At 49.8% G+C, this 20,270-nt stretch carries 23 protein-coding genes; 17 read left to right on the top strand and 6 right to left on the bottom strand.

Features of this window, described 5'->3' with window-relative positions; translation table 11 throughout:
• Position 1 precedes the first annotated feature (1 nt).
• The 3 genes from ACQUQM_RS04125 to ACQUQM_RS04115 all read right to left on the bottom strand — a co-directional run bounded on the left by ACQUQM_RS04125 (position 2) and on the right by ACQUQM_RS04115 (position 2,562).
• Positions 2-778 carry a glycerophosphodiester phosphodiesterase family protein gene (locus tag ACQUQM_RS04125; protein ID WP_432473218.1) on the bottom strand — a complete coding sequence of 259 codons (777 nt, stop codon included), beginning with the start codon at positions 776-778 and terminating at the stop codon, positions 2-4.
• Positions 779-885: 107 nt separating this feature from the next.
• Entirely contained in the window at positions 886-1,842 is a 957-nt protein-coding gene (locus tag ACQUQM_RS04120) for a GGDEF domain-containing protein (protein ID WP_432473217.1), read from the bottom strand.
• Positions 1,843-1,956: 114 nt separating this feature from the next.
• Entirely contained in the window at positions 1,957-2,562 is a 606-nt protein-coding gene (locus tag ACQUQM_RS04115; protein ID WP_432473216.1) for a DUF924 family protein, read from the bottom strand.
• Positions 2,563-2,856: 294 nt separating this feature from the next.
• Here ACQUQM_RS04115 and ACQUQM_RS04110 point away from each other — a divergent pair, with 294 nt between their 5' ends.
• The 3 genes from ACQUQM_RS04110 (at position 2,857) to ACQUQM_RS04100 (ending at position 4,711) form a co-directional block, all read left to right on the top strand.
• The gene (locus ACQUQM_RS04110) at positions 2,857-3,099 is read left to right on the top strand and encodes a hypothetical protein (RefSeq protein ID WP_432473215.1); all 243 of its coding nucleotides are present in this window, start codon (positions 2,857-2,859) and stop codon (positions 3,097-3,099) included.
• A 180-nt stretch (positions 3,100-3,279) separates the two neighbouring features.
• Entirely contained in the window at positions 3,280-4,065 is a 786-nt protein-coding gene (locus ACQUQM_RS04105) for a hypothetical protein (protein WP_432473214.1), read from the top strand.
• A 28-nt stretch (positions 4,066-4,093) separates the two neighbouring features.
• Positions 4,094-4,711 carry a glutathione S-transferase N-terminal domain-containing protein gene (locus ACQUQM_RS04100; protein WP_432473213.1) on the top strand — a complete coding sequence of 206 codons (618 nt, stop codon included), beginning with the start codon at positions 4,094-4,096 and terminating at the stop codon, positions 4,709-4,711.
• Between the two features lie 23 nt (positions 4,712-4,734).
• Here ACQUQM_RS04100 and ACQUQM_RS04095 read toward each other — a convergent pair whose 3' ends face one another.
• Both ACQUQM_RS04095 and ACQUQM_RS04090 read right to left on the bottom strand, forming a co-directional pair.
• Positions 4,735-5,577: a hypothetical protein gene (locus ACQUQM_RS04095; RefSeq protein WP_432473212.1), complete on the bottom strand. Its 843-nt coding sequence runs from the start codon at positions 5,575-5,577 to the stop codon at positions 4,735-4,737.
• A 104-nt stretch (positions 5,578-5,681) separates the two neighbouring features.
• Positions 5,682-6,491: a TOBE domain-containing protein gene (locus tag ACQUQM_RS04090; protein ID WP_432473211.1), complete on the bottom strand. Its 810-nt coding sequence runs from the start codon at positions 6,489-6,491 to the stop codon at positions 5,682-5,684.
• A 117-nt stretch (positions 6,492-6,608) separates the two neighbouring features.
• Here ACQUQM_RS04090 and modA point away from each other — a divergent pair, with 117 nt between their 5' ends.
• Genes modA through modC form a run of 3 tightly spaced genes read left to right on the top strand, consistent with a single transcriptional unit; the run spans position 6,609 to position 9,208 of the window.
• The gene (gene modA / locus ACQUQM_RS04085) at positions 6,609-7,370 is read left to right on the top strand and encodes a molybdate ABC transporter substrate-binding protein (RefSeq protein WP_432473210.1); all 762 of its coding nucleotides are present in this window, start codon (positions 6,609-6,611) and stop codon (positions 7,368-7,370) included.
• Between the two features lie 6 nt (positions 7,371-7,376).
• The gene (modB, locus tag ACQUQM_RS04080; protein ID WP_432473209.1) at positions 7,377-8,060 is read left to right on the top strand and encodes a molybdate ABC transporter permease subunit; all 684 of its coding nucleotides are present in this window, start codon (positions 7,377-7,379) and stop codon (positions 8,058-8,060) included.
• Positions 8,060-9,208 (top strand): molybdenum ABC transporter ATP-binding protein ModC, encoded by a 1,149-nt coding sequence (modC, locus tag ACQUQM_RS04075; protein ID WP_432473208.1) that lies wholly within the window; start codon positions 8,060-8,062, stop codon positions 9,206-9,208. Before modB ends, modC begins: the two co-directional genes overlap by 1 nt.
• A gap of 3 nt (positions 9,209-9,211) precedes the next feature.
• Here the strand turns inward: modC and ACQUQM_RS04070 are convergent, their stop codons facing one another.
• Positions 9,212-10,039: a helix-turn-helix domain-containing protein gene (locus tag ACQUQM_RS04070; protein WP_432473207.1), complete on the bottom strand. Its 828-nt coding sequence runs from the start codon at positions 10,037-10,039 to the stop codon at positions 9,212-9,214.
• A 323-nt stretch (positions 10,040-10,362) separates the two neighbouring features.
• Between ACQUQM_RS04070 and ACQUQM_RS04065 the strand changes: the two genes are divergently transcribed.
• The 11 genes from ACQUQM_RS04065 (at position 10,363) to ACQUQM_RS04015 (ending at position 20,261) form a co-directional block, all read left to right on the top strand.
• The gene (locus ACQUQM_RS04065) at positions 10,363-10,542 is read left to right on the top strand and encodes a Flp family type IVb pilin (RefSeq protein WP_432473206.1); all 180 of its coding nucleotides are present in this window, start codon (positions 10,363-10,365) and stop codon (positions 10,540-10,542) included.
• Positions 10,543-10,590: 48 nt separating this feature from the next.
• Entirely contained in the window at positions 10,591-11,214 is a 624-nt protein-coding gene (locus ACQUQM_RS04060) for an A24 family peptidase (protein WP_432473205.1), read from the top strand.
• Positions 11,211-12,584 (top strand): AAA family ATPase, encoded by a 1,374-nt coding sequence (locus ACQUQM_RS04055; RefSeq protein WP_432473204.1) that lies wholly within the window; start codon positions 11,211-11,213, stop codon positions 12,582-12,584. Before ACQUQM_RS04060 ends, ACQUQM_RS04055 begins: the two co-directional genes overlap by 4 nt.
• Before the next feature lie 18 nt (positions 12,585-12,602).
• A complete protein-coding gene (gene cpaB, locus ACQUQM_RS04050; protein WP_432473203.1) occupies positions 12,603-13,358 on the top strand; it encodes a Flp pilus assembly protein CpaB in 756 nt (251 codons plus the stop codon).
• A 109-nt stretch (positions 13,359-13,467) separates the two neighbouring features.
• Positions 13,468-15,066, top strand: a complete 1,599-nt coding sequence (locus tag ACQUQM_RS04045; RefSeq protein ID WP_432473202.1) for a type II and III secretion system protein family protein — start codon at positions 13,468-13,470, stop codon at positions 15,064-15,066.
• Between the two features lie 9 nt (positions 15,067-15,075).
• Positions 15,076-15,348 (top strand): hypothetical protein, encoded by a 273-nt coding sequence (locus ACQUQM_RS04040; protein WP_432473201.1) that lies wholly within the window; start codon positions 15,076-15,078, stop codon positions 15,346-15,348.
• 57 nt (positions 15,349-15,405) lie between these two features.
• Positions 15,406-16,692: a pilus assembly protein TadG-related protein gene (locus ACQUQM_RS04035; RefSeq protein ID WP_432473200.1), complete on the top strand. Its 1,287-nt coding sequence runs from the start codon at positions 15,406-15,408 to the stop codon at positions 16,690-16,692.
• Positions 16,689-17,153, top strand: a complete 465-nt coding sequence (locus tag ACQUQM_RS04030; protein ID WP_432473199.1) for a TadE/TadG family type IV pilus assembly protein — start codon at positions 16,689-16,691, stop codon at positions 17,151-17,153. The genes ACQUQM_RS04035 and ACQUQM_RS04030 overlap by 4 nt, the downstream gene beginning before the upstream one ends.
• A gap of 13 nt (positions 17,154-17,166) precedes the next feature.
• Positions 17,167-17,643, top strand: a complete 477-nt coding sequence (locus ACQUQM_RS04025; RefSeq protein ID WP_432473198.1) for a TadE/TadG family type IV pilus assembly protein — start codon at positions 17,167-17,169, stop codon at positions 17,641-17,643.
• Positions 17,644-17,692: 49 nt separating this feature from the next.
• Complete coding sequence (locus tag ACQUQM_RS04020) at positions 17,693-18,910, top strand: AAA family ATPase (RefSeq protein WP_432473197.1); 1,218 nt, start codon at positions 17,693-17,695, stop codon at positions 18,908-18,910.
• Between the two features lie 4 nt (positions 18,911-18,914).
• Positions 18,915-20,261: a CpaF family protein gene (locus tag ACQUQM_RS04015; RefSeq protein WP_432473196.1), complete on the top strand. Its 1,347-nt coding sequence runs from the start codon at positions 18,915-18,917 to the stop codon at positions 20,259-20,261.
• Positions 20,262-20,270: the final 9 nt, after the last annotated feature.

The following is a 20,270-nucleotide window of genomic DNA, read 5'->3' as shown; positions in this document are numbered from 1 at the left end:
TTCAACCCGCTGATCCTAATTGCTGGCGCATCATAGCGATAGAAAAAGTCTCCACCAGATCGACACCACTTAACATGAACTGTCGAGCCTGCTCGGGATCAGCCACCTCAAACACTGCAACCTGTACTGGCTTCCAATTACGACGGTGCTGCTGCAGAACTTGTCCCTGCAGCGCTATATAGTTAAGAAACAGATAATCCGGATTTATTCCTAACCGCTGCTGCCAGTGCGGTTCAGGTAATTGATTTTTTACCAACCCCACGGACCATCCCTGAGCAGATGCTTCACAGACCAGACCTTCGGAATAACTGATCAAAACGACCTGGCCGCCAACGGGCTCCAAAAGGGGTAATACAGCATCAAGAAACGCTTGCACACCAAATGCTTCCAACGCTACCCGTTTAAACTCAATAAACCATGTCGTTTGCGGGTACAGTCTAATAAGGCTTATCAGCTGTTGCAGATGGGCAATGGGCTCATCATCGAATCGATCACCAAACATTGCGGGGTTATAGAGGCGGTATTGTTCCAACTGGTCATAGGTCAGTGACTGAATAGTATTGTTAATACCCGACAGGCGTTGCATATCCCGATCATGGTACAGAACGGGTTGCAGATCAGCGCTCAACTGCAGATCAATCTCAATATAGCGAGCACCTTGATGCAGAGCTCTTTCTATCGCCAATAATGTGTTTTCAGGAAACCGGGCAGCATAACCGCGATGGGCGATAAGCCGGTCGGCAAATGAAAGATGCTGATCTTCTATCGAACTTCCCATTCCTCCTCCTGCTGAACAGCCTTTAATTCTCGTCTATATCATATGACGCTGAAAACATGTGTTCCAGAAAACAAAAGGCCCGCATATATGCAGGCCTTTTATCAATCTCAATAGGTTACTGGAAAATCTCTTGGCGCCTCAGTATCAGAACAGACCTGATCCCCTCCCTGTTTTCTCGCTTTCTCCAACGCTTTCTGTGTAGTCAGTAAAATTGTTTTAGAACTTAACAGAGCCGATGGCTGCATCGTACATATACCGATACTGATGCTCAGATTCTGTTCACTGAGCTCAATCTCTCTGGCTTGTTCACATAACCTGTCTGCCAACACCGGGGATTGCTCATTCGTCGCAGGCAGCAACAATGCGAAACTACGTTGGTCAAAACGTGCAGCAACATCTCCCGGGCGGGAAATTGCTGTTTTGAGAAGGTCTGATATATGTGCAACGCACTCAGCTGGAAAGCTCTCGGTAATATGCTCATTCTCAACCGGATCTATTTCAATCAGTAACAGAGTCAAAGGGCTGAACTCACGTACCGCCCGACGGCATTCCGTATTAAGCTGGGTATCAAAGTACCTGCGATTTATCAGCCCCGTCTCATCATCAATAATGGATGCCTGATCCAGTTTCTGCTTATGTCTTTTTAGTTCCTGATTCTTATGCTCGATAATCTGATGGTATTCTTTGCTCCGACCCGACAGGCTCATTGCCATACCAAGCATAACAAAGGACAACCCGCCCCCCATCAATGAAATAAACAACGGCAGAAATGTGTGATGACTATCAACTATCGGATCAGCCAGACTGTAAAAATCACTTTCCGTCAATTCCTGCTGCGGACCATAAGCGGACCAGAGTTCATCGATACCTTTAGCCTTGCCAACAAGCTCGTAATCGACCTCATCCACCCGATGCTCCACGGCCAGGCGAACCGCTTGTACAGCAACTCTTTCTTCATAAGATCGCACTCCGACATAAAGTGCTGAAAAAACCATTAATGCCGCGATAATAAGCAGCGCTGGCTGAACTTTACTGTCTTTCTTCTGCAAACTGGTATCAACCAAAGTCTGTCCCCTACTATTCTGGACGGCTATATTACTGTTTAGTTAATACTTTTTTTAATGGCGATGCAAACCCTTACCTCCCCAATAACTCTAGTGGTCTCAGTGGTTCTGCTGTTATTGACCGTAGCGTTTATGAGGTTGGTTGAGATAAGCCAGTTCTTCCGGCGTAGATGAACGATCCAGCACCCTGTTCCGGTGCGGAAACCGATCAAAACGGATGATCAGATCACGGTGCTCGTGGGCAAAATCAAGCGCGTTATCTATGTGATGACGATACTCTTTAGGGGTCTCACAGAGCATTGATTCAAGCCGGGCCACACATAGATTCTGATCCGTCAGACTTTCTGCATGCTCAAGTGGCATATAGAAAAACAGTCTTTCGCTATATTCCAACGCCCTGTCGTGACCGTTATCAATACCCTCGCGGCATATCGACTGAGCCATATCGTCTCCGGCAAACGCATCCGGACTGCCGCGGTAAATACTGCGCGCAAACTGGTCCAATAACAAGATCAGCGCTAACCGCCCCCTCGGTTGTCCCGCCCAGCCATCCAACTGCCCCCACATTGCCTGACGTACCTTATGGCCGAATAGTTCCGCGATTAGCTTATCGGTATGATCACCGCCATACCACCACAGATTTTTTCGCTCCGGAAGTGCAAATCCATTTTCCAATCTGCCAAACCAGAAATTTAAAATCTCTTCTATCTGTTCCGTCATCAGCTCAACCATACAATCCCGCAATAAACAGAAGTATAGAAGAAGCTTAGGAAGGTGTGAAAAAGACCCATAGCGCCTCTGGCAGCCAATTCATTATTAATATATTGAGCGTGATCACTAGTTCCACATAAAATTTAATGATACAGATCAACTATAACAACTTATAATTGCGTATCACTTTAACATTAACTCCCGATCTGCATAATCTTACGCTCTCTCCCAAAAAGTACGATAAAAGATGCAGAACGAGCCAATCGTTCTTGCTGATAAAATAAAAAACTGGAGGATTAAAGTATGTCAATGAGCGAACTGTACATATACAACGACACTCAACTTAACCTGAGCCGTGTCCGCAACGGCGTTTTAGTTTTCACTGGTACTACCGATGATGGTACCGAACTGCGCCTGGAAGTAGCCGACGAGAAGAAAATCAAACAGCTGGATATCGAGATGAAAGATGCCTGGTCTTTTGTTGATCTGATTCCGGATGCCACTTCAATCTTCGTCGGTGCTGTAGATTGGCAGCAACTGCAGTAAATATGACCCGAAGATAAAGACATTACGCCGGGCACCTCTCCCGTCTGGCGTAATACCCCAGACTGATATCCTCAACTATTTTTACCCTCCCCTTTTCTCGACAATCAATCTGCTTTAGGCTGAACCTTCGCCAGGTTCCAGACTCACTACTTGAGAATCAATTTTCCGGGGAAAAAAAGAATGCGCAACTTTATAGTCATTGCTCTGTTAGCAGCGATCGGCATTACCGGTTTCTATATGTATCAGAAAACTGCTTCTAAGAGCCTGGCTACAGAGGAAACTCAGCAGACGACAGTGCTACCCGCCGACGAGTTATCGAAGATAGCTGCCAGAAAACATATCGACAGTCTCACTCCGGAACCGCAACAGCCGATAGTCATTGCAGAGGCCGATCATTTCGTAACCGATAACCAGCTACTCAAAATCCCAACGCCACAAAGCGGCATTGACGCCGTTACACAAGCGGTACAGTCAGGCGATACAAAAAGCTTTGCGGTTGAACTGAAAAGCTTTGGCGAAAAAAGTGCGTCGGGCGGTGACCTGATTATACATAGTGACAACATGCCCGCTGCCGATCAGATCAGGCTCCAGGAACTGCTTAACGATCCCGATAATACCGCGGGCAAGCTATTTTATATTCATGGTGTCACCCATAACGACCGCCAGGGTTTATGGGGAATTATTCAAAGCGGGCTGATCAAAACCTTTGCCAGTGGACTTGAGCTGAAACAGAACCGAATTAGCGCCGAGATTCCTCAATCTGCTGATGAGAGGCTTAATAACAGCACCAGCTCTTTTCTTGGTTCGATACTGGACCATAAAGTAAAAGACACCTATGTCTATAACTACAAAAAAGGAATTCTGGGACAAAACCCTGACCTGATCACTCCGGGACAGGAGCTAATCATTGTCACTTTTACTGAAGCTGAACTGGTTGAGATTTATAATCACTTCGCCACAGAGTAACTCAGACTTTTAGCATCACGAGGCGTATATGATCGATCTCTATACCTGGGGAACCCCCAACGGACGCAAGATCTCCATTATGCTGGAAGCAACCGGACTGCCTTACAGGGTGCACCCTATCGATATTCTGGCCGGTGACCAGCTTAAGCCTGACTTTCTTCAGATCAGCCCAAACAACCGGATTCCGGCGATTGTTGATGATGAGGGACCAGATGGTGGACCAATATCCCTGTTTGAAAGTGGCGCTATTCTGATCTATCTGGCAGAAAAAACCGGAGATTTCATCCCTGTAGATCAGGTAAAAAGGCTCCAGTGCCTTCAGTGGCTGATGTGGCAGATGGGTGGCTTCGGTCCGATGTTAGGACAAGCCCATCACTTCAATCGTTTTGCCCCCGACACCATCCCCTACGCAATCAAACGCTATACCGAAGAAAGTAAACGCTTATGGGGTGTGTTAGATAAACAGCTGGCAGGACAGCATTTTATTATCGACCAGGAACTGAGTATCGCGGACTTTGCCGTATACCCCTGGGCCTGTCGGTTTGAATGGCAGGGGATTCACCCGGAGGACTTCCCACATATGAAAGCGTGGATGGAGCGGATGGATCAGATCGAATTCGTCAAACGGGGGATGCAGGTTCCCTGATCAATTCAGCTTATTAAGTGAGGCTACCCCTCAATACCATAGCGCAGCAGTTGTTTAGGAAGTAGCTGGTCCAGCTGCTTCAAATCCTCTTCCTGAAGTTCCAATACGTTCAGATTATATTGTTGAAACAGTTCTTTCTTACGCAGCTTATCCGCCAGATAGCCTGGGGCAGAATCAGTTCCCCAGAACTCGATATAAAGGTTGCCTTGCGGTATAAAGAAATCTGCCTGTAAGTCCTCATCCACCGGTAACTGCTTACGGCAGGCATGGTTGATATCCGCAAGATAAAGCCAGTTATCGATCATCACTTCAGCTTCTGAACGTAACAGGTGGCCGTCGATCGCCACACAACCCACTTGTGTTTCTACCGCCCCGATCCGACTGGTAAGCTGACGTAAAGCTCGCTTAAATACCCGCTGTTCAACCAACTCTTTTGGCCAGATCACATATGGAATACCCGTGCGCTCATCTTCCCGCTGCCGGCCATCCACCTCGCTTCCGGCCGAAGTTACCTGCCAGCCCTTCATATGCCGTCTGATCCAGCCAAGATCTGCTAACAGACGATTAATCTTCATCGCTGTCAGCTGTGTTTTTAATGCTAAGCCTTTAGCGCTGGTAAACCGGTCATCAGCATTGAGTAGTGACCGGTGTTTCATGACCGACTCAGGCCAGATGATGTACGTACCATATTTTTCACTACTGCGATAACGCCCCTGCTCAAATTCACCCTTGGCGGTCAGCTCCCAACGTTCTTCAATACGTCGAATCCAGCCCAAAGCTTCAAGCTCTGCAAACATCTGTTTACTGGTTTTGCCCAGTTTCTTTGCCAGGGCTGATGTTGATAGGTCTTTGCGTTGGTCAGACATAGCGCCCTCTTAACCCGACAGAAAAAAGAATCCAGCGCATAGGATCCCATAAGAAGTTTTAGCAGATGCTATATAAGAGTTTATATTGTGAATTTATTCAACCGCTATTGCCTGATCGTCGCTAGCAGTACCTGCGCGGGATCGACCTCCACTATAAGTTTCTGGCCGATGGCCACAGCTTCCTCTTGCATAAAGTTACTATCCAGCACGGCACAGATTTCAATACCTGCGCTCAGCTGCAACACGACCTCAGAATTACCTGCTTCACAACGGTAACTGCTGACAATACCTGGTAACCGATTAAATTCACTGTCAGAAATCTGCTGTTCAAGTCCTTCTGGTGCTGGTAATCGTACTGATACCGCAGGCGCTTTAATCATCACCATAACTTCCCTGCCGGGTAACAGACTAAGTCGGGAGCTACTGCTGTGGGTTACTTCGGCAAATAACTGAAGCCCGGATTCAAGCTCAATTTCAATCCTGTCATTCAGGTTCTGCTGCTGCACTGAAGCAACTCTGGCAAGATACTGGTTGCGCGCACTACTCTGGGCTGAGAACTGACTAATCGCTCCTAACAGGCTATCCAGAGGCACCGATTCATCTTGTAACGCATACAACGCACGATCCTGAATCTCTGCCAACAAAGAGTAGAGCTTCAACAGTCGATCCCCCATTGGAGTCAACCTCGCGCCCCCGCCACCTTTACCACCGACGACCCGCTCAATAAGAGGCTTATCGGCACGACTGTTAAGATCGTCAACTGCATCCCATGCCGCTTTATAACTGATACCTGCCAGTTTTGCAGCCTGACTGATCGACCCGGCCTCAGCTATTTTCGCCAGTAGCTTCATGCGCCGGGGATTGGCAAACATCCGGTTTTCACTGGTAAGTATTAACTGGGCTTCTAGTTCCATAACGGTTGGCCGGTAGCAATTGTGTTGTAAGCATTATATAGGTTAGTATATAGCGATGCGCTATATAGTTAACTTTATATCGATTTTATTAGCCTTGTGGGAGTGGAGCCCAATAGCATGAAACTGATTTTCACCGCTCTCTGTTTTGTATTACTGTCACTCAATACGGTAAGAGCGGAACAACCAATCACCGTTTTCGCCGCCTCGTCCATGACCAATGCCGTCGATGAAGTGGTCAGCTTATATCGGCAGCAGCACGATGAACCGGTAAGAACTTCCTACGCTTCTTCCTCAGCACTGGCTCGGCAGATCGCCAGCGGCGCACCTGTTGATATTTACATATCAGCAAATCAGCGTTGGATGGAGTACCTGGAACAACAACAGCTGATTCAACCAGGCAGCCGCCGTACTCTGTTACAAAACAGCCTGGTATTGGTTACTTCGACTGCGACACCCCTAAACATCGATCAATTACAGCAAATTCCCGGGCAGCTGGGACAAAATCGCCTGGCAATAGCCGATCCTGATCATGTTCCTGCCGGAATATACAGTCAGCAGGCGCTAAAAAACTTACAGCTCTGGTCTGCGCTTAAGCCAAAACTGGCTCGTAGCCACAATGTCCGGGCTGCATTACTGCTGGTCGAGCGTGGTGAGACCCCTTTAGGTCTGGTTTATCGAACCGACGCATTGATAAGTAACAAGGTACAAATTATCAGTCAGTTGCCCGCAATCAGCCATCAGCCTATAGAATACCCAATTGCCCTGATCCGAAGTCCAAAGCAAAGCCCATCAGTAGTGGCATTGTATGATTTTCTCCTATCTGCTGAAGCCAGCGCAGTATTCATGCGCCATGGTTTCCAGAAGAAATCTGCGGAGTAGGTAGTGATGTTGACCGAATATGAGATCAGCGCACTGCTGTTAAGCCTCAAAGTCTCTAGTGTAGCCGTTCTGTTCAGCCTGCCGCCGGGAATCCTGATCGCCTGGATTTTGTCACGTATAGAGTTCCCCGGAAAAAGTCTACTCGACGGTTTTGTGCATCTGCCACTGGTATTGCCACCGGTGGTTGTAGGGTACTTACTGCTGATTAGCATGGGCAAACAAGGGGCGATCGGCAGCTGGCTATATTCATGGTTCGGCTTATCCTTTAGTTTCAGCTGGCAAGGCGCCGCCCTCGCCGCCGCCGTAGTCTCCTTTCCACTTCTGGTTCGGGCTATCCGGTTATCCCTTGATGCGGTAGATAGCAAATTGGAGCAGGCCGCCCGCACTCTTGGCGCCAGCCGGACAAAAGTATTTCTGACTATAACCCTGCCGCTGACAGTACCCGGACTGCTGGCTGGCACAGTACTGGCTTTCGCCCGCAGTATCGGCGAGTTTGGCGCAACTATCACTTTCGTTGCAAATATTCCCGACCAGACCCGAACCTTACCCCTGGCGATGTTCAGCTTTATTGAAACACCTGGCGCTGAAGCTGAAGCTGCCCGCCTTTGTATCATCTCCATTGCGGTAGCTCTGGCATCACTGATGCTTTCAGAATGGCTTACTCGTCGTGCCAAAAAGAGGTTCGGCTGATGCTTAGAATTCAGATCAAAAAACAGCTCGGCGAGTTAACACTGGATACTGACCTCGAACTGCCCATGCACGGGATCAGCGCGCTGTTCGGTCGTTCAGGTGCGGGAAAAACCTCATTGGTCAATCTGATAGGTGGATTGCAACAACCGGATCAGGGCCGCATCGCAGTGGGTGAGAGAGTTTTATTTGACAGTAAGCAAGGATTAAATCTGGCACCTGAGAAGCGCAAGGTCGGTTATGTTTTTCAGGACGCCAGGCTGTTTCCCCATTACCGGGTCAGGGGTAACCTGAATTACGGTAATCGCAACAAGAATACGCAGCAGTTCGATGCAATTATTGAGCTGCTCGGCATCGAACACCTGCTGGAGCGCTTTCCTTCTGCGCTATCCGGAGGCGAAAAACAAAGGGTCGCTATCGGCAGAGCTTTGCTCAGTAACCCTGCGCTGCTGCTTATGGATGAGCCACTGGCATCGCTCGATGGACCACGTAAATCAGAACTGCTGCCCTATCTTGAAAGGCTCTCTAACGAAGTGCAGCTACCGATCCTCTATGTCAGCCATAACCTGGATGAAATTCTGCGTCTCGCAGACCAGCTGATACTGCTTGATAAAGGAAAAGTTGTAGAGAACGGCCCCCTTGCAGAAGTCTGGTCATCATCGGCCATGATCCCCTGGTTACCCGAGCAGGATTCCAGCGTAGTGCTGGAAGCCTCGCTAGCCGAACAGCATCCTGACTATGAGATGAGCCGTATCGCGCTCTGCCAACAAACCGGGCAATCGCAAGACCCGTTATCAAGTCAGCACGCAAGTCTCTGGACCTCGCGCATAGACGCGCCTATTGGTTGTAAAATACGTATCAGAATACATGCCCGGGATGTTTCTCTGGTAAGAGAGATGCCAAAACAAAGCTCAATTCGTAATATCCTGCCGGTAACAATCCGGGAAATAACGAGCAAAACAAACGCCGACAACTGCCTGATTACTCTGCAGGCAGGTTCGGCAATGGTTCGCTCGAACATTACTCGCTGGGCGGCTGAGGATCTTAATCTTCAGATCGGTGATTCACTTTTCGCCCAGATTAAAGGCATGAGCGTTAGCCGTGAAGATCTGGCCTCCGCTATGCCTCGCACTCAGATGCCCCAGGTGTAGACTTCAGGCACTTAAACTAACATCCAGCAACTCACCAGACAGGCTTTTCCCGGCGCCCTCCTGTAGTTGCTGGCGAAAAACTGAAGGACTCTGCCCGATATATTTTTTGAAAATCCTGGCATAGTAAGAAGGATCGTTAAACCCTACCGAATAAGCGACATCAGCAATGCTCGCGACAGGATTAAGTAACAGGCGACAGGACTGTTTCAGGCGATAGCGAATCAGGTATTCCTGAAAAGTTATATCGAATGTTTGCCGAAACAGGCGGCTAAATTTACTTGGGCTAAGTTCACAAAGACCAGCCAGTGTCTCCTCGGATATTTTACTGTTGTAGTGTATTTCCAGATAGTTAATTGCTGGCTGCAGCACCGATTTATCTTGCCTTGGCGCCCGGAAACGCACTTCATCGGGAAGCCTTACCTCATTACCATCGGGTAAACGATCACCCACCTCATGGCGGAAACATCGGGCATTTTGCAGAGAGCTCTCGACCTCCAAAACGTCTGTCTGTGACAGAGGAGTGACATGAAAATCCCAGACACCGGTCCGAAAAGCCCAAACTGCCAACGCCTCTGAATGCTGCTCAGTAAACATCAGGATCGGACAATCCGGGCAGACCTTTCGCATCTGCTGCAGCAAGTTCAGGCTTGGAATATCCGGGTAATCATATTCAAAACAGATAATGTCGGCACGGCATTGTTGTAAGCTATCCTGAGAAACCTGATGTCGCTGAAATAATTGAAATTCAAACGCATCTGAAAAAGATACTGCTAACTTTGACTCAGAAGTGTCATTGCGCAGATCAAGCCAGCTGATCGATAGATTCCCCATTCAGGATCCCCCACACATCCTTATGGTAATAATCTTTAAACCTGTCCCTGATCATTTACATTATTTAACGCTGTCACATTCAGCCCTTTGGAATTAAAGCTTAGGCTACATAGAAGAAAACGTGCCACATATCCGCATGCAAAAAATTCATACTGTTAACTTTTCAAACGCCCGCTTTACCAAATAGTCCTACCTTTCTGCAAAAAAATCCTAACCCTGTTAACGAAGGTTATCTAGATTTCCAAGTACGTCTGTTGCCAGATCGCGACTCTGTTAGGTTCTAGCAACAGTCCTTATGACTCAAACTAATGGGGATCATGAAAATGAAACTTCAAACTATAAAACAAAGGATTCAGGACTTCTTGACCGAGGAAGAAGGTCTTACCACCGTAGAGTACGCCATTGCCGGTAGCTTAGTGGGTCTGGCTGTAGTCGCCGCATTTACCGATCTGGGTACTGCTGTTGGTACTGCAATCAATAGCCTGGAATCTGCTATCAGTTAACAACCAATAATGCAGTTTTTATAATGATAAAAATCAGGGGGGTGCAAAATGGAACAGTCAATATTCACAGAACTGCTCTTGCTTACACTCATTCTCCTGATTGTAGCCACAACGATGGTCGATCTGTTGCAACACCGGATTCCCAACCTGCTCTGTATCTGCGTACTCGGTCTGGGCATTACGATGCAAAGCTACTCAGCAGGATGGGAAGGTGCTATTACCGCTGCTTCAGGTTCGGTCACTGGATTACTACTATTTCTACCCCTCTATCTCTTCAAGGGAATGGGAGCCGGTGATGTGAAGATGCTGGCCTCGCTTGGTGCCCTGTTCGGCCCCTTTAATACGCTGATTGCAGCGGCATTTGCCCTGGTCATAGGCGGTTTACTGGCGATGATTTTTCTATTGCTGCGACTATTCCTGTTTCTGGACTGGGGTAAAGCGGTGCATGTTCTGAAAAGTTTCCTTACTTCAATTCGGTTACTGGCCTATACCCGGCAGTACTTTCCACCCGAACATGATATTTCTGAGCTTGCCAGCATGCGTTTCCCTTACGCTCTGGCGATAGCTGGCGGCGCCCTGATCGTAATGGCGCAACAGTCTCTACTCAGCTTTATTCACCTGAAAGCCCTGCTCATCAATGAGTTAGGCATCAATATCGGAGGTGCGCTATGAGCGAATTTGCAAATAATGCCGCACTGTCTGTCGAGTCCATGGTTAACCTGAGCTCTCTGGCGCCAAGGCCTAAAGCCCTCGAAGATACAGGACTCACCAAACAGTTTCTCAGCGAATTGCTGAGCAAGCATCTCTATGATGCCGGGGCGCTGACAATTTCTCAGCTGGTCAAGCGTATGGCGCTGGCCGGCTCTATTATCGAAGAGCTGTTAAGTTACCTGCGCCAGGAAGCACGGCTGGAGGTTTTACCTAAACTGGGCCATGGTCAGGAACTGCATTACAGCCTGACCGATCTGGGTCGGGTTGCAGGCTTCGATGCGCTGTCTAAGAGCGGCTATATCGGCCCTGCACCTGTGCCATTGCAACACTACGAAGCGATGGTGCAAACCCAGTCTGTACACAACTCGCAGATTTCAATGAAAGTTACCCACGAAGCCTTCCATGACGTGGTGATCAAAGAAACTCTGCTGGATCAGCTTGGGCCAGCCCTTAATTCAGGCCGCGCTATTGTAATCTACGGCCCGTCAGGTACCGGTAAAACCTATATTTCACAACGGCTCACCTGGCTGCTGACCGATCAATGCCTGATCCCGCACGCCATCTCAGTAAACGAAGCGGTAATTCAGCTATACGACCCATTGGTCCATAAATCAGTTCAGCAGGAATCGGCAGAATCCGGGAATAACCTGCTGTTTGCGTCCGGCTACGACTCCCGTTACGTCCTTTGCCAGCGGCCGGTTGTAATCAGTGGTGGCGAACTGACCCTGGATATGCTCGAAGTGCAATATGATGCCGCAGCCAAACTATACCGGGCGCCGCTGCAGATGAAGGCAAATAACGGCATGTTCATCATCGATGACATGGGCCGCCAGAGAGTCTCTCCAGTTGACCTGTTCAACCGTTGGATCGTACCGATGGAGGAGAAACGTGATCACCTCAGCCTCGCCAGCGGCCATAACTTTGAAATTCCTTTCGATGTAATACTGGTATTTTCCACCAATATCAATCCGCTGGAACTGGGGGATATGGCCTTCCTGCGCAGGATCGGTCACAAGATCTTTTTCGACACCCTGGACCGTGATGAATTTACCCGTATCTGGGATCAGGTCTGCGCAGAGAAGCAGATAACCTATCCGCCTGAATTACTCAACTATCTGTTCGATACCCATTATCAGCGTGAGCATCGGTCGATGCTACCCTGCCATCCCCGGGATCTGCTGGGAATTGCGCAGGATAAAGCGATGTACATGGATGAACAGATGGCTGAACAAACCGCAACCGTGCTGACCAGAGATCTGCTCGACTGGGCCTGGGACAGCTACTTCGTCAAGCTGGAACAACAGGAGGGTCAACCGATCCAGTATGGATAAGGTTGGCAGGAGGTCATCATGTTTAAAGGCAGAACAATCTTACTAATCATTATTTCCGGACTTCTGGCTGTTTCAGCTGCCTGGGTCGCTAACAGCTGGCTGCAAAAACAGAACCGGCCCGCCCAACAGGTTGAAGTGGTCGAAACCAATCAGGTTATGACGGCCGCCCTGACCATTCCCTACGGTCAGAAAGTCGAGCCTCAGCACCTGAAGGCGGTCGAAGTTCCTGTCTCATTTATGCCCAAAGGATCAGCACAAACCCCTGAAGAGCTGATCGGTAAAATTGCGCAGGCTGAAATCCTGGAAGGTGAAATCCTGATGAATGCTCGCTTTGCAGAACACCTTGAAGGTAGCACTCTGGCATCCCTGATCACACCGACAATGCGTGCCATTACCGTACGGGTTAACGACGTCGTCGGCGTTGCAGGCTTCCTGCTGCCGGGTAACCGGGTCGATATCCTGGCCAGCCGGATTCAGAAAAAACGCGCTTATACCCGCACCCTGCTTACCGATCTTAAAATCCTGGCGGTGGATCAGAAAGCCACTACCAATGAGAAAGATCCGGTGATAGTCCGTGCCGTGACGCTGGAAGTTTCACCGCAACAAGCCGAAATTATTGTTAAAGCCCGCGGCGAAGGGCCTATCCAGCTAAGCCTGCGTAACCCTCAGGACAACATTGAGGTTGCCAAAGCGCCGAAACGCCGGGCACGAACCTCATCGACGGTCACCATTATCCGCGGTACGTCAGTGCAGAACAGTAAGGTTAGTCTGTAACCGGATAGCAATTTAAGGGGGCTGCAACCTGCAGTATGCAGCCCGAGATAAACCCTGCATGCAACCGTGCATCCGACGGGGTATAGCAAAAGGAAGATAGGACGTTATCATGCAATATATAATTCAACCCAAACAGATAGTTGGGGTCCTGATTGTATTGATGTTCCTGCTCTCAGGCAGCCCCGTTCTGGCTCAGGATACGTCAATACGCAGCACCAAGGTCGATACATTCAGCGAGCTGACGGATCACCAACAGCAACTCAAGACCATCTGGGTGCCTTTGTATAAGTCCCACATACTGGAACTTAATACCCCGGTCAAAAAAATCTCCATCGGTAACCCCAGTATCGCCGACATCCTGGTCATGCAATCCGGTCAGCTGTATATATTGGGTCGCGGTCTGGGTACCACCAACGTTTTGCTCTGGGATAGCAGGAACCGTCTGATCAGCGCCTTCGATATCGAAGTCACCCACGATCTGGACACCCTCAAAGCCAAGCTTTATGACCTGCTACCCGGTGAAGACATCAGGGTTCACTCATCCCAGGGTACTATTGTCCTCAGCGGCCAGGTCACCAGCCTGATCAAGATGAATACCGCCGTCGAGATAGCCAAAAGCTTTGCCCGTCCGACCAAACAGGATGATGAGGAGATCTCCAGTGTCGTTAACCTGATGAGCGTCGGCGGTGCGCAGCAGGTAATGCTGAAAGTAACTGTTGCTGAAATTTCCCGGACTGTGATGAAAAAACTTGGCATCAAGTTCAGAGCAGTGCGCGATGGCGGTGGCGACTTTATTTTCGGTGCGCTGGCTCCAGGTGGCCTGACCTCCACAGATATCCCTTCACCAGAACCTCTTCTTGCATCAACCCGGTCCCTTTTTGGTAGCTACATTGATGACAGTTTCATGTTCAACATGGCCATCGAGGCAGCGAAAGAGAATGGTTCAGCCAAAGTACTGGCTGAACCAACCCTGACGACTCTAAGCGGCCAGCAGGCAAACTTTCTTTCCGGTGGAGAGTTTCCAATCCCTGTTCCCGATGAGGACGGTATCACTATCCAGTTCAAAGAGTTTGGTATTGGGCTTAAATTTGTCCCGGTAGTACTGGATTCAGACCAGATCAATCTGAAACTCAATATCAGTGTTAGCGAACTGACTAATGTTGCTAGCGTTAAGCTATCTGGCGCCGAGGAGACAGGTCTCTTCGTCCCAGCTCTGACTAAACGCTCTGCCAGCGCCACGGTTGAACTGGCCGACGGCCAGACCATGTCGATAGCGGGCTTAATGAATGAAAACATGCGCGAAGTCGTCAGTAAATTCCCAGGCCTGGGCGACATTCCGATACTGGGCCATCTGTTCCGCAGTCAGGAATTCGAAAAAGGCGAAACAGAACTGGTAATTATGGTTACCCCTGTACTGGCAAAACCGATTGATCCGAACCAAATCGATTTGCCAACCGACAACTTTGTTGAGCCTTCCGATTTCGAATTCTACCTGCTCGGTAGAAACCTGGGCACCCCGCCGGCAGCACAGGATGACTCTGCGGTGGATCAGCAGTCTGCAACTGAATCAGACCCTGCTGCTATTGAGCCGGCACAAGAATCAGCTGTACAGGAGACCACCGCCACCAGCTATGCTGCACCGCCTCAGACCACAGTCAGCGGTAATACTGGTGGGCTGGAAAACAACTACGGCCACTCAATGAACTAGGAGCAGGTTATGAACAAAGTAATCATATTAACAGTCATTGGCTTTGCAGTGCTGCTCCAGGGCTGTGGAACCACACCGCAACACAGCCTGCAACTGGGTGGCTCCATAGAGCAGATGACCGCACAGCAAACTTACAACCCGGAAGCCACTGAACAGAACGGTACAGAACTGCACGGCAGTTTCGACGGCGTGACCGGGGTCAATATCTTGTCCACTTATCGCACCCATATCGATAAGCCCCAAGAGATCAAAAATGAGATCAAAGTTAACATTGGTAACTAGGATCAAAATAAATATTGGTAACCAGGGGGACCTCCCCCTGGTTACCAGGAGGCAACTATGAAAACTAAAAACGCCTTCTGGAAATCTAATTTTTCAGCAGCCCCTTCCCAATTCCGGCAAAGGGGCATAGTCGCAGTCATCGTCACGGTGGGTATCGTGGCGTTACTGGCAGTAACAGGCCTGGCGCTGGACAGCGGCCATATGCTGATGAATAAGACCCGTATCCAGAATGCGGTCGATGCAGCGGCCCTGGCCGCTGCCAGAACTTTACAGACAACAGATGGTGATATGACTGAAGCCCGCACAACTGCGGACACAACCTTTAACAATAACCTGAGTGATGAGCTGACCACTGCCGCACCCACAGTGACAGTAACCTTCTCAGAAACCCTGAATCCGGGCTCATTCTTCGCCGCGGTAGCTGCCCCCCGCTTTGTCAAAGTAAGCTCTTCAACCGTTGCGCTGGATAGCGTGCTGGTGCAGGTCATTGGCAAGGATAGTAAAAATGTACTGGCTACTGCCGTTGCCGGTTATGCCAATGGCGCCGATGTCTGCAACCTTATTCCGGTGATGGTCTGCGCTAAATCTCCCCCCTCCCCCCTTCCAGATGGAGAGACTGCTGACGACTATTTCCATGGTTACAAAACATTCCAGCCTGGCAGCTATGATGCCAGTACTGATCTGATAACACTCAAAATGGGGTCTGGCGATGGTCCCGACGAAGAAGTGGGTACAGGTAGTTTCCACCTAATCGATCTGCCTGGCATGCAAGGCGCCAATGATATTCGTTATGCATTTGCCGGTAACCCAGCCTGCGCAGCACTGAGTGAACCACTTGAGATAGACCTGGCACCGGGTAATAAGGTCGGCCCTACCACACAAGGTATCAATACCCGATTTGGCATGTATGACGGCGCACTCAATGGAGACAGTGATCTGTATCCACCAGACTTTGCCAATGAAAACGTCGGCGATCCTACTTGCGGGTCTGGGTCGGTTGAATGTGGCGATCCTGAAGCTTATTACTCTCATTATCAGTCGAACAGCTTTAATAGTGGCAGTCAGCGCTTCGAACGCAGGATTGTTGGTGTTCCTATTGCCAATTGCGTCGATTCCGGAAACGGAAATAACACACCAGCTTCGATGCAGGAGCCGCAGGGAATTGGCTGCTTTATGCTGACAGAGCCAGCAGTGCAGACTGGCGGCGCCGATGACGATGGCGGCAGTGGCTCCCTGACTGGCGTGTTTATGAAAGAGTGCCCACAACCCGCAGTCGGCGTCACAACATCCAGCGGTGTCGATATCATCGTACTCTATAAAAACCCCGACGGAGATGACTCATGAATACTCTCCGCCATAAGCATCAGAACCGGCAGCAAGGGGTAGCCATTATCGAGTTTACTATTACCCTGCCCTTGCTGCTGTTATTACTTTTTGCTGGCGCTGAAGTGGGTCGGCTGCTGTATCAATACAACACCCTGACCAAATCGGTTGAGGACGGCGCCCGCTTCCTGGCGGGTCACGTTCGCATGGCCAACTCAAATGGTACGCTGGCAACTGTGACTTCTGACGCGGTTAAGTTAGTGCAATACGGCTCAACGCTGGACAGCCAGCCCTATTTACTACCAGGTACTGTAACAGTCACGACTCAAACAGCTGCCGCTGATCCTAATCCGATCATAGTAACAGCGACCTATACGTACGACCCGATGATATTTCCGAACAGTATTCCCGGGTTTGGATTATGGAACGACATCCTGCTGGCCCGACCGCTTACGGCCAGCGTAGAGATGCCAATTCTGTGAGGAGTGATGACTAATGAAGCATTACAGATCTCAACCAAACACAAGCAAGAAACAACGCGGGTTGGTTACCGTTGAGTTCGCCCTTATCGGCGCCCTGTTCTTTATCATTCTGTTCGGCATCATCGAATTTGGCCGCCTGTTGTTTACCTGGAATACGCTCGACGAAGTTACTCGTCGGGCCGCCAGACTGGCAGCCGTATGCCCCATGAACCAGCAGAGCCAGGTGATTGACAACGCGATCTTCCAGAGCACCATACTGCCCGATCTGAACAGCGCTCATATCATGCTTGAATACCTGGATGAGAATTTCGCACCAACCGCGGTTCTTGAACAAGTTCGCTACGTGCGAACCCGAATCCAGAACTATCAGCATCAGTTTCTTATTCCCTTACTGCCTATAGGCACTCTGACGGCGCCCGGCTTTGTTACTACCCTGCCCAGCGAGAGCCTGGGTATAACAGGGGCTGGCAGCTGGAGCGTATCATGCTGAATCACCCAGGCCATCACAGCCTGACTGGCTGGAACCAAGGAGAATAATCATGGAGCCGACAAATTTTAAAGCTGCATCAATGCATGGTTTCAGTGTTCTGGTTAGCAGTCGCAGTGGTGAAATGCTGGATCAACTGAAGCAGATAATAAAGGCTGAAAGTGAACATATTGAGCTGACAACCCGCTGCGTCACAAACGGCCATATGGACCCCCTGTACGACCTGAAAAAGATGCCCGACCTGCTGGTCCTGCACTTGAGTGACAAATGGCAGGGCGAGCTCAGTGAGCTGAGCAAACATAACAGTAACGAACGCCCGCCGGTATTAGTGATCGGTGATATTCAGAATCACGACATGGTACGCCTGGCGATGAAAGCCGGTGCCCGGGACTTCCTGACCGCACCGGTAGACAGCCAGGAGCTGATCTCAATGCTGCATCAGATTGAAGCGGAGAAAGCTGAGACTGATATTATCGGCAGAGGCAATCTGACAGCAATAATCAACGCCAAAGGCGGCTCCGGCGCATCCATGCTGGCCTGTAATCTTGGCCATATGATGCAGGTGGTGAGCCAGGAGCAAACGATCCTGCTGGATATGGATATGCAATTTGGTGCCCTCGCCCAATACTTAGATATGCGACCGGAGAATGGTGTCGCAGAAGCCCTTAAAGTGGTCGAAGAACTGGACAGTACAGCGCTCAACGCTTACCTGCTGCGACATACCAGCGGTCTGCGAATCATGGGCGCCACCACCAACAGCATCCGCTTACCCAATCAGACACCGGAACATCAGATCCACCAGCTGCTTGATATTTTACGTAAGCATTGTGCCCAACTGGTGGTTGACCTGCCCCGGATGATCGACCGTACCGCCATTGCAGTTTTGCAGGAAGCCAGCCAGGTTATCGTCGTTGTGCAGCAGGATTTCATCAATATTAAAGATGCGACCCATATGGTTGAACTGCTGCGCAATGAACTGGGCATCATGGATGACCAGATTATTATTGCCGTAAACCGCTTCGATAAAGCAGCCCAGGTCAGTATCAACGATATCAGGGAAAGCCTCAACGCCAAGCATCTGGTCACTATCCCCAATGATTATCGCAATGCACTGGAAAGCCTGAATAAGGGCGAGCCGCTGTACAGCATCGCCAAGCGTAGTCCCCTGAGCCGCTCCCTGCAGACCCTGCAAGCGGACCTGATCAACGGTTTCCTGGATCAACCCAAAGGGTTGATCAACAATCTATTTTCCCGACTGACAGGAGGTTAGGATCATGCCTTTCGAAGAGATGACCGCATACGACGAAAAAGCCAACCCGCATCCTGACCAGAATGATCAGGAAGAGACCTTTACCACCTCCAGTAAGCTGGAGAAAGAGTGGAAAAACAGGATTCACCAGAAGCTTCTCAAAGTGATGGACCTGACCCTGATCGATAATCTGGAACCTGCAGAAGCCAGACACCAGATACGGGAGATCTGCCAGCAGTTAATTCACCAGGAAGCGATCCCCTGCAATCAGGCTTCACGACACCTGCTGATCAAGCAGATCGAAGATGAGATCATGGGACTCGGCCCGCTGGAACCCCTGTTAGCCGATCCATCCATTTCCGATATTCTGGTCAATGGCCCTGAAAGCGTGTTTGTCGAGCGTGCCGGTAAGCTGCAAGCCACTGATATTCGTTTTAATAATGAAAACCACCTGCTCAATATCATCGATCGCATTGTCTCCAGTGTTGGCCGCCGGATAGATGAATCATCACCGATGGTGGATGCCCGCCTCAAAGATGGTTCGCGGGTTAACGCTATTATTCCCCCGCTGGCTTTGGACGGCCCCAGCGTATCGATCCGTCGTTTTGCTATCGACCGCCTGACCATGGACAACCTGGTCGAAATTGGCTCAGTGCCTAAAGAACTGGCACCAGTGTTCGAAGGCATCGTTAAAGCACGTCTGAATATACTCATCTCGGGCGGTACCGGTTCCGGTAAAACCACCATGCTTAACATTCTGTCCGGATTTATTCCTAAGGATGAACGGATCGTTACCATTGAGGATTCCGCCGAGCTGCAACTTCAACAACCCCATACCGTACGTCTGGAAACCCGGCCACCCAATATAGAGGGTAAAGGTCAGGTCAGCCAGCGTGACTTGGTACGGAACAGCTTACGGATGCGTCCCGACCGCATCGTAATCGGCGAGGTCCGGGGCGGTGAAGCCCTGGATATGCTGCAGGCGATGAATACCGGCCACGATGGCTCGTTAACTACGGTACACGCCAATAGCGCCAGAGATGCGCTGGGCCGAATCGAAAATATGGTATCGATGAGCGGAATTAATTTCCCTACCAAGACACTAAGGGCTCAGATCGCCTCGGCGATTAATATCGTCATCCAGATCGAACGGATGGAAGATGGTCATCGCCGGATGACCAGCTTGCAGGAGATCAACGGCATGGAAGGCGATGTCGTCACTATGACCGAACTGTTCCGCTTTGAACGTCAGGGTATCGACGAAGACGGCAAGGTAATAGGACGCTACCGGGCAACCGGCATTATCCCGGCCTTCTTCGATCACCTGAAGCAACGGGGTATAGAGTTGCACTATCACCTGTTTGATCTGTAACGGGTACGT

It is taken from the genome of Amphritea sp. HPY, assembly GCF_050870985.1.
Lineage (GTDB): Bacteria > Pseudomonadota > Gammaproteobacteria > Pseudomonadales > Balneatricaceae > Amphritea.
The sequence above is the reverse complement of the archived record's forward strand: the minus strand, read 5'-3'. Positions and strand labels throughout refer to the sequence as shown.

What these genes read in the sequence shown, in the direction of transcription:
- ACQUQM_RS04125 (WP_432473218.1), bottom strand. Translation starts at nt 778, where the DNA reads ATGGGAAGTTCGATAGAAGATCAGCATCTTTCATTTGCCGACCGGCTT.
- ACQUQM_RS04115 (WP_432473216.1), bottom strand. Translation starts at nt 2,562, where the DNA reads ATGACGGAACAGATAGAAGAGATTTTAAATTTCTGGTTTGGCAGATTG.
- ACQUQM_RS04110 (WP_432473215.1), top strand. Translation starts at nt 2,857, where the DNA reads ATGTCAATGAGCGAACTGTACATATACAACGACACTCAACTTAACCTG.
- ACQUQM_RS04105 (WP_432473214.1), top strand. Translation starts at nt 3,280, where the DNA reads ATGCGCAACTTTATAGTCATTGCTCTGTTAGCAGCGATCGGCATTACC.
- ACQUQM_RS04100 (WP_432473213.1), top strand. Translation starts at nt 4,094, where the DNA reads ATGATCGATCTCTATACCTGGGGAACCCCCAACGGACGCAAGATCTCC.
- ACQUQM_RS04095 (WP_432473212.1), bottom strand. Translation starts at nt 5,577, where the DNA reads ATGTCTGACCAACGCAAAGACCTATCAACATCAGCCCTGGCAAAGAAA.
- ACQUQM_RS04090 (WP_432473211.1), bottom strand. Translation starts at nt 6,491, where the DNA reads ATGGAACTAGAAGCCCAGTTAATACTTACCAGTGAAAACCGGATGTTT.
- modA (WP_432473210.1), top strand. Translation starts at nt 6,609, where the DNA reads ATGAAACTGATTTTCACCGCTCTCTGTTTTGTATTACTGTCACTCAAT.
- modB (WP_432473209.1), top strand. Translation starts at nt 7,377, where the DNA reads ATGTTGACCGAATATGAGATCAGCGCACTGCTGTTAAGCCTCAAAGTC.
- modC (WP_432473208.1), top strand. Translation starts at nt 8,060, where the DNA reads ATGCTTAGAATTCAGATCAAAAAACAGCTCGGCGAGTTAACACTGGAT.
- ACQUQM_RS04070 (WP_432473207.1), bottom strand. Translation starts at nt 10,039, where the DNA reads ATGGGGAATCTATCGATCAGCTGGCTTGATCTGCGCAATGACACTTCT.
- ACQUQM_RS04065 (WP_432473206.1), top strand. Translation starts at nt 10,363, where the DNA reads ATGAAACTTCAAACTATAAAACAAAGGATTCAGGACTTCTTGACCGAG.
- ACQUQM_RS04060 (WP_432473205.1), top strand. Translation starts at nt 10,591, where the DNA reads ATGGAACAGTCAATATTCACAGAACTGCTCTTGCTTACACTCATTCTC.
- ACQUQM_RS04055 (WP_432473204.1), top strand. Translation starts at nt 11,211, where the DNA reads ATGAGCGAATTTGCAAATAATGCCGCACTGTCTGTCGAGTCCATGGTT.
- cpaB (WP_432473203.1), top strand. Translation starts at nt 12,603, where the DNA reads ATGTTTAAAGGCAGAACAATCTTACTAATCATTATTTCCGGACTTCTG.
- ACQUQM_RS04045 (WP_432473202.1), top strand. Translation starts at nt 13,468, where the DNA reads ATGCAATATATAATTCAACCCAAACAGATAGTTGGGGTCCTGATTGTA.
- ACQUQM_RS04040 (WP_432473201.1), top strand. Translation starts at nt 15,076, where the DNA reads ATGAACAAAGTAATCATATTAACAGTCATTGGCTTTGCAGTGCTGCTC.
- ACQUQM_RS04035 (WP_432473200.1), top strand. Translation starts at nt 15,406, where the DNA reads ATGAAAACTAAAAACGCCTTCTGGAAATCTAATTTTTCAGCAGCCCCT.
- ACQUQM_RS04030 (WP_432473199.1), top strand. Translation starts at nt 16,689, where the DNA reads ATGAATACTCTCCGCCATAAGCATCAGAACCGGCAGCAAGGGGTAGCC.
- ACQUQM_RS04025 (WP_432473198.1), top strand. Translation starts at nt 17,167, where the DNA reads ATGAAGCATTACAGATCTCAACCAAACACAAGCAAGAAACAACGCGGG.
- ACQUQM_RS04020 (WP_432473197.1), top strand. Translation starts at nt 17,693, where the DNA reads ATGGAGCCGACAAATTTTAAAGCTGCATCAATGCATGGTTTCAGTGTT.
- ACQUQM_RS04015 (WP_432473196.1), top strand. Translation starts at nt 18,915, where the DNA reads ATGCCTTTCGAAGAGATGACCGCATACGACGAAAAAGCCAACCCGCAT.